Origin of the sequence: Flavobacterium sp. (genome assembly GCF_043778725.1) — a bacterium.
Classification (GTDB): domain Bacteria; phylum Bacteroidota; class Bacteroidia; order Flavobacteriales; family Flavobacteriaceae; genus Flavobacterium.
The window spans coordinates 1-6,173 of record NZ_JAYWFT010000044.1; the positions used below are offsets into that span (position 1 = coordinate 1).

Consider the following 6,173-nt stretch of genomic DNA (forward strand, 5'->3'; position numbering starts at 1 on the left):
AATCCGTTAATTAATGCTCCAGCAGAAGTTACAATTGGAGTAGGAAAGTCGTTGGCTATAGTTTCCTGATGTAAATTTACTTCCGATACGCAGTGATAACCTCTTCCCATACTCATAATGGCAACCAAACAAGCATAGCCCATAACGTCAACATGTGCGTCAGAAAGTTCTTGAGCACATTTCAAACTCATGGCGTCCATGGCTTCTAGTTCTTCTTTAGTTACTTTTTTCATTCGCATTCTACTAGAATGAAATGTAAAACGTTCTGGCAGAATAGTTTCGCGTGAACGAAAGATTGCTGGTATTTCGGTTTCCATCGTTACGTTACTTGATGGTACTATTTGTCCTATTTTGTATTTTTTCATTTTATATTTTTTTTGGACGCAGATAAAACGGATATTCTAACGCGGATTAAAAACTGATTTTTTATATTTCCTTAACCGTATTCACAATAGTCCCAATTCCTTCTATAGTAGCTTCCACAACATCACCATCGCACATCCATTCCTGCGGATTTCTTCCTGCACCAACGCCAGATGGTGTTCCAGTTGCTATAATATCGCCTGGTTCTATGGTAAAAATCATACTTAAATCTTCAATCAAATCATTGATGTTGAAAAGTAGAAATTTGGTATTTGAATTTTGTTTTTCAACTCCATTTACTTTCAGTGATAAATTCAGGTTGTGCGGATTTTCGATTTCGTCTTTGGTAACTAAAATTGGTCCCATCGGTGCAAAGGTATCTTGACCTTTTGACACAATCCATTGACCTTCACGACGGCAATCACGCGCTGAAATATCGTTGATTACAGTGTAACCAAAAACGTAATTCATGGCATCTTCCTTAGCAACGTATTTTCCTTTTTTACCAATTACAACTGCCAATTCCACTTCCCAATCCAATTGTTCGGTTAGTTTGGTGTTTTTGATAATTTCGGTATTTGTTGCTGTAACGGTTGTTGGTGGTTTTGAAAATATGATTGGTTTCTGTGGTAATTTTCCGGTTGTGTCTAATGTTCTTGCACTTTCTGCAACGTGTTCGGTATAATTCAATCCAATTCCGATGATGTTTTTTCTTGGTTTTTCTATAGGAGCAAGGATGGTTACTTCGTTCATTTCATAAGCAACTTCGTCGAAGAATTCTTTTGAGGTTTCTGAAATTATTTCGGTGATTTCTACAATGATTTCAAATCCCAGATCAATTAATTCCAGCATATCATTTGGTAACGGAAAATTGGAGATTTCTCCAAAATCTTCCATATCAATTACTTGATTGTTGTGGATGAAGCCTAATCTTGCTTCGGTGTCTTGTGTTTTGTAGGTTAAAAGTTTCAATTTGTATAAAGTTTAATGTTGTTTAAAAATTGTTTATTTTGTTCAAATGTTTTTTTAAATAGCCCTGATGTTAGGGAAAAACCTCGCCTTTTTTGGCGAGTTTTGGAAAAGCAGCAGGAAAATGGATTACTAAAATGCCCAAGCCATTCGCTTCTAAATAATCTGATTTCCGTTATTTTCTTCCAATTCTCGAGACTGATATAATCCTAATTTTTCAATTACTGGTAAATCATTAAATGAAAACAAACAGGCATCTTCAGTTTCGGATAAATTGTGATGTTCGTGCCAAGCCCAAGATGGAACACAGAAAATATCACGTTCTTTCCAGTCAAATCGTTTTCCGTTGATGATGGAATAACCGTGACCTTTGGCGCATTGATAAACGAATGAACCTGTGTGTTTGTGTGCTTTTCCTTTGAAATTGGCTGGTAATAATTGCATTGATGCGCTCATAGTTTGCATTACATGTCCGCCAGTTAAAGGATTGGAATACTGCATTAAAATTCCGTCAAACGGATTGATTTCATTCACTTTTACGGCTTCCAACAACGCTGGATAAACGGTTTTCCAAGTATATTTGAATAAAGGAGAATAGGGTTTGTCCCAAACTTTATCGGCTGGAATAAATCCAGAAGTTCCATAAGTAATTGGAGAATAATTTACTGGAAAATCTAAATTTTGTTTGCCATTATAAACGGCATAATCATTTGCTTCAAGCGCATTTACCAAAGGAATATCCAATCCGTCTTGCCAAATGCATGTTTTTCCGTTTGCATCAACGCCATGCTCGTGCCAAGTGGAATTAGGTGTAATCACGAAATCGTTGACTTCAAACGTGATTTTGTTTCCGTCAACAACGGTATATCCGCCTTCGCCTTCCATAATAAATCGCAATGCCGACGCTTTATGCTTGTGCGCTGATGTACTTTCGCCTGGACGTGTAACTTGAATTCCTGTGTACAACCAACCTACAGCTGCTGAAACGTCTTTTCGATTATCGTTTACTAGATAAACAACGCGTCTTCCTGCTTGTTCTGGCGTAACTAATTCGGATGATTTTAGTACTAATTCGCGCAAATCATAGTATTTCCAAAGCATTGGAACGGATGAACTTCTTGGTTCCCAAGGCTCGATGTCGTTGGCAACTGTCCATAATGCGCCAGCTCCAAGGGTTTCTAATTCTTTGTAGTAGGCTTCGAGTTCGGGTGTGTCGTGAACTCGTGCTCTTCCTATTTGATCGTCTGAAAAATTATTTGTTTCCATTTTTTATTGTCTTTTTGGCTAAAGCCAATCGTTTTGTTCATTATTTATTTACAATGGGTTAAAATCCATTGCTATTGAGCTATTCTGCATCATTAAATTTTTGAAACCCAAATTTATCAATCAATTCCTCATATTCATCTTGAAAAGATTTTTTATTATGATGACCTTCTTGATTTTTTATATAATTCCTTACTTTTTCAATAACTGATTCTGAAACTGATACTGCAAAATATTCATCTTGCCATTGAAATTTATCTAAGATAAACTTTTGCTTGTTGAACCAAAATGCCGATTCGCCTTTTATTAATTGCATGACTTTGCTAATTGTTTGCTCTGTTCCTAATGATACTAAACAATGACAATGATCATTATATCCATTTACAAAGTCTACAAAAATGCCTTTCTTGTCTGCATTTTCTTTAATATGTTTCCACATGGCTTTTCTCATTTCTAATGTTTCAAGATGAGGAACTCTATTTTTTGTACTCCAAACAAAATGAATATAAACTTTTACAAATGGCATATATTTTTATTTTTATTTTTTAATCCACAGGTTAAAACCTGTGGCAATTGATTATAAAACCTGTGACAATTATTATAAAACCTGTGGCAATTGATGATAAAACCTGTGACAATTATTATAAAACCTGTGGCAATTGATTTTTAGAAATAATATTATTTAATTTATTTTTATTTGACTTACTTTTTAATTTTGTTCATTAATTGCCTTTGGCTTTAGCCAAAGGATTAGAAAATAGTATGATTGGCTTTAGCCAAAATTTTATCTCTTATTAAACTCTTCATGATTATCAATAAAGGTGATTTTTCGAGTGGGAGCAATGTTTACTCGTAAGTCAAAAATATCAAATCTATTGTAATGTCCGAGAATGTCGTGCATTTGTTTTGGTTGGATGCATTTCTGCAAATCGATATCAGCGTAAACAATTCCTTCGTCATCTATTAATGGTTCGCCAACAACTGCGCCATTCGGACCAATAATTCCCGAGAAAGCAGAATTTTTACGTGTTAATAATTCGTCTACATTGGGAACATCATTTCGCAAGGCATCTTTTATTTCTTGCGAAATTGTAGAACACGAAACTATTGTAAATAATTTTCCTTCAAATGAATGTGCTGCAGCTCGAATTTTAATTGCTTCTGCCATATCGTAATCTGGTGGAGCAACCGGAAGTGAAATGTAGTTGGCAATATGAATTAATTCGCCTTGAGAAAGTAGTGTGAATCTTGCTAATGTGTTAGTGTTTTCACCACAAGCTAAAGTTCCAATTGGACCAATTTCTGTATCGTACACTTTTAAAGATGAACCGTCGCCAGAAGTCCAAGTTAGTTTTTCTGCCCAAGTTGGAACTAATTTTCGATGTTTTCCAATTAGATTTCCGTTGTTATCGATTATTAAATTGGTGTTGTAAATTTCGCCGTAACTATCGCCGCGTTCATTTATTCCGATGACGATGTGGCAATTGAATTCTTTAGCCGCTTGAAATAACGGTTTCATTGATTCGTCTGTAACTTTTACTGAGGATTTATATAATTCTTCATACCATTTACTTCCTTGAACTGGCGTCATGATCCAATTCCAATAAGGATAACCAGCAACAAATACTTCTGGAAAAGCAACAAGATTTGCGCCATTGGATGTGGCTTCTTTTATGAAAGAGATTACTTTGTCAATAGTTTTTTCTACGTTTAGAAAAACTGGTGATGTTTGTACTGCAGCTGCTTTGAATTTTGGAAAGTTCATTGTTTATTTTTTTTGGACGTGGATGAAACGGATTTACAAACGCGGATTTTAATGGATTTTATATTTTAATACTAAATCTTCTTTTGATTTATAATATTTATTTTTCAACCTAAAGATAGTTCCATTGGTGGGAATAGTATCATTAATTCCTGATTTATATTGAATTATAAATCTGTACTTTTTTTGGTATTTAATTGGACCTTGAACTTCTTTTACTTTTATAATATCTAATAAAATTTCTTTTGAAATTGTTGTATCAACTACAATTACTTCTTCAGGATAACCTTTCAAAATAGTTATTCTACTTACATTCTTTAAATCAATTTCATTCAAACTGTTTTCTTTTGTTTCACAAGAATTAAAAGTTAAACCACATAATAAGAGATATTTTAATTTTCTTCTCATTGTATAAATTTAGAAATCTTATTTTTCATCTCCACATTAAAAGGTTCCGCTTTTATGTCGTTTTTGTTTTCTTGAAAGGCAATGTTTACTAATGTTACTTCGCCTTCAAGACAGGTTTTTCCTTGTTCGTCTTCGAATTTAAATCCGCATAGGATGGAAGCAGAGCCAAGATTTTTAACCCATAGTTTTTTGGTTAGGATTTCTCCTAATCGTGCTGCTTTTTTGAACTGGACTTTTAAATCTACAGTTGGAATTCCGTTGGTTTCGTGCATTTTAGAAAATGGTCGGTCGAGTGCTTCTTCAAACCAATCTTCGACTAGACAATTTAGCATTTCTAGAAATCTTGGATAGAATACAATTCCGGCGTAATCTACATGCTGGAAACGAATTTTTTCTTGTTTTATAAAGGGTTGGTTCATTTTTTTTATTTTTTTAGCCACGAATTACTCGAATTTGCACAAATTATTACTGTTGTCTTTCTAATCCTCAGATTTTACTGACTTTTACTAATTTTTTAATTAATCACTTAACATTGCTGATAAGTTTAGCCCAGATAGTAGTGGAAATCCTTTTCTTTTTTTTCTTTAAAAAAGAAAAGATTGCAACGGATAGCTGGAAATAGCTCCTAAAAAAAAATTAAAAATGTTCTACGCTTGCGCGTTTCCAAGCTTTAAAAAGATCATTGGAAACGGTGCTTCCGTCTAGTAATGAGCCGGTTTTTATCTCTGGATAGGTTTCTTCAAATGTTTGTGTTTTGCTTAAATTTACGCGTGTACTTACCACAGAACGATCGACTTTGTCTGGATGATCGATTCCGGCTGATGCCATTAAATCCATTGCAGATTTTACAGTTTCGTGTTGGAAACGTGCCACACGAATACTTTTTTCTTCGGGAACCAAACCTTTTGTTAATCTTGGATCTTGCGTTGCAACTCCAGTAGGACAAGTATTTGCGTGACATTCTAAGGCTTGAATGCAACCCAAGGCAAACATCATTCCGCGTGCTGAATTGCATAAATCGGCTCCAAGTGAAAGATTTCTGATAATGTCGAAACCTGTAATTACTTTTCCGCTACAGATTATTTTGATTTGGTCTTTGATTGCAAAACCGTTTAAGGCATCGTAAACAAAGGCAACTGCGTCGCGTAAAGGCATTCCAACATGGTCTGAATATTCTTGTGGTGCTGCGCCAGTTCCGCCTTCGCCACCATCGACAGTGATGAAATCGAGATAGGTTTTGGTAGCAACCATAGCTTTACAAATGGATAGAAATTCAGATTTGTTTCCGATGCAGATTTTCATTCCGATGGGTTTTCCGCCTGAACCGTTTCGCAATAATTTCACAAATTCCATTAATTCTAACGGATTGGTAAATGCCGAATGCGTTGGCGGTGAAATAATATCGTGA

General features: G+C 34.9%; 7 protein-coding genes and 1 pseudogene. All 8 read right to left on the bottom strand.

Features of this window, described 5'->3' with window-relative positions; translation table 11 throughout:
* Positions 1 to 365 (bottom strand): annotated as a pseudogene (locus tag ACH2CG_RS03865) (Asp/Glu racemase); the annotation flags it as partial.
* Between the two features lie 61 nt (positions 366 to 426).
* A complete protein-coding gene (locus ACH2CG_RS03870) occupies positions 427 to 1,335 on the bottom strand; it encodes a fumarylacetoacetate hydrolase family protein (protein WP_395062379.1) in 909 nt (302 codons plus the stop codon).
* A gap of 153 nt (positions 1,336 to 1,488) precedes the next feature.
* Positions 1,489 to 2,598, bottom strand: a complete 1,110-nt coding sequence (locus ACH2CG_RS03875) for a cupin domain-containing protein (RefSeq protein ID WP_395062381.1) — start codon at positions 2,596 to 2,598, stop codon at positions 1,489 to 1,491.
* A 79-nt stretch (positions 2,599 to 2,677) separates the two neighbouring features.
* Entirely contained in the window at positions 2,678 to 3,121 is a 444-nt protein-coding gene (tnpA, locus tag ACH2CG_RS03880; protein ID WP_395062383.1) for an IS200/IS605 family transposase, read from the bottom strand.
* A 258-nt stretch (positions 3,122 to 3,379) separates the two neighbouring features.
* Positions 3,380 to 4,360, bottom strand: a complete 981-nt coding sequence (locus tag ACH2CG_RS03885; RefSeq protein ID WP_395062385.1) for a carbon-nitrogen hydrolase family protein — start codon at positions 4,358 to 4,360, stop codon at positions 3,380 to 3,382.
* A gap of 48 nt (positions 4,361 to 4,408) precedes the next feature.
* Entirely contained in the window at positions 4,409 to 4,765 is a 357-nt protein-coding gene (locus ACH2CG_RS03890) for a hypothetical protein (protein ID WP_395062387.1), read from the bottom strand.
* The gene (locus tag ACH2CG_RS03895) at positions 4,762 to 5,184 is read right to left on the bottom strand and encodes an acyl-CoA thioesterase (RefSeq protein WP_395062389.1); all 423 of its coding nucleotides are present in this window, start codon (positions 5,182 to 5,184) and stop codon (positions 4,762 to 4,764) included. Before ACH2CG_RS03895 ends, ACH2CG_RS03890 begins: the two co-directional genes overlap by 4 nt.
* 217 nt (positions 5,185 to 5,401) lie before the next feature.
* Positions 5,402 to 6,173 (bottom strand): glutamate synthase-related protein (locus tag ACH2CG_RS03900; RefSeq protein ID WP_395062391.1); only part of this gene is annotated, 772 nt, incomplete at its 5' end.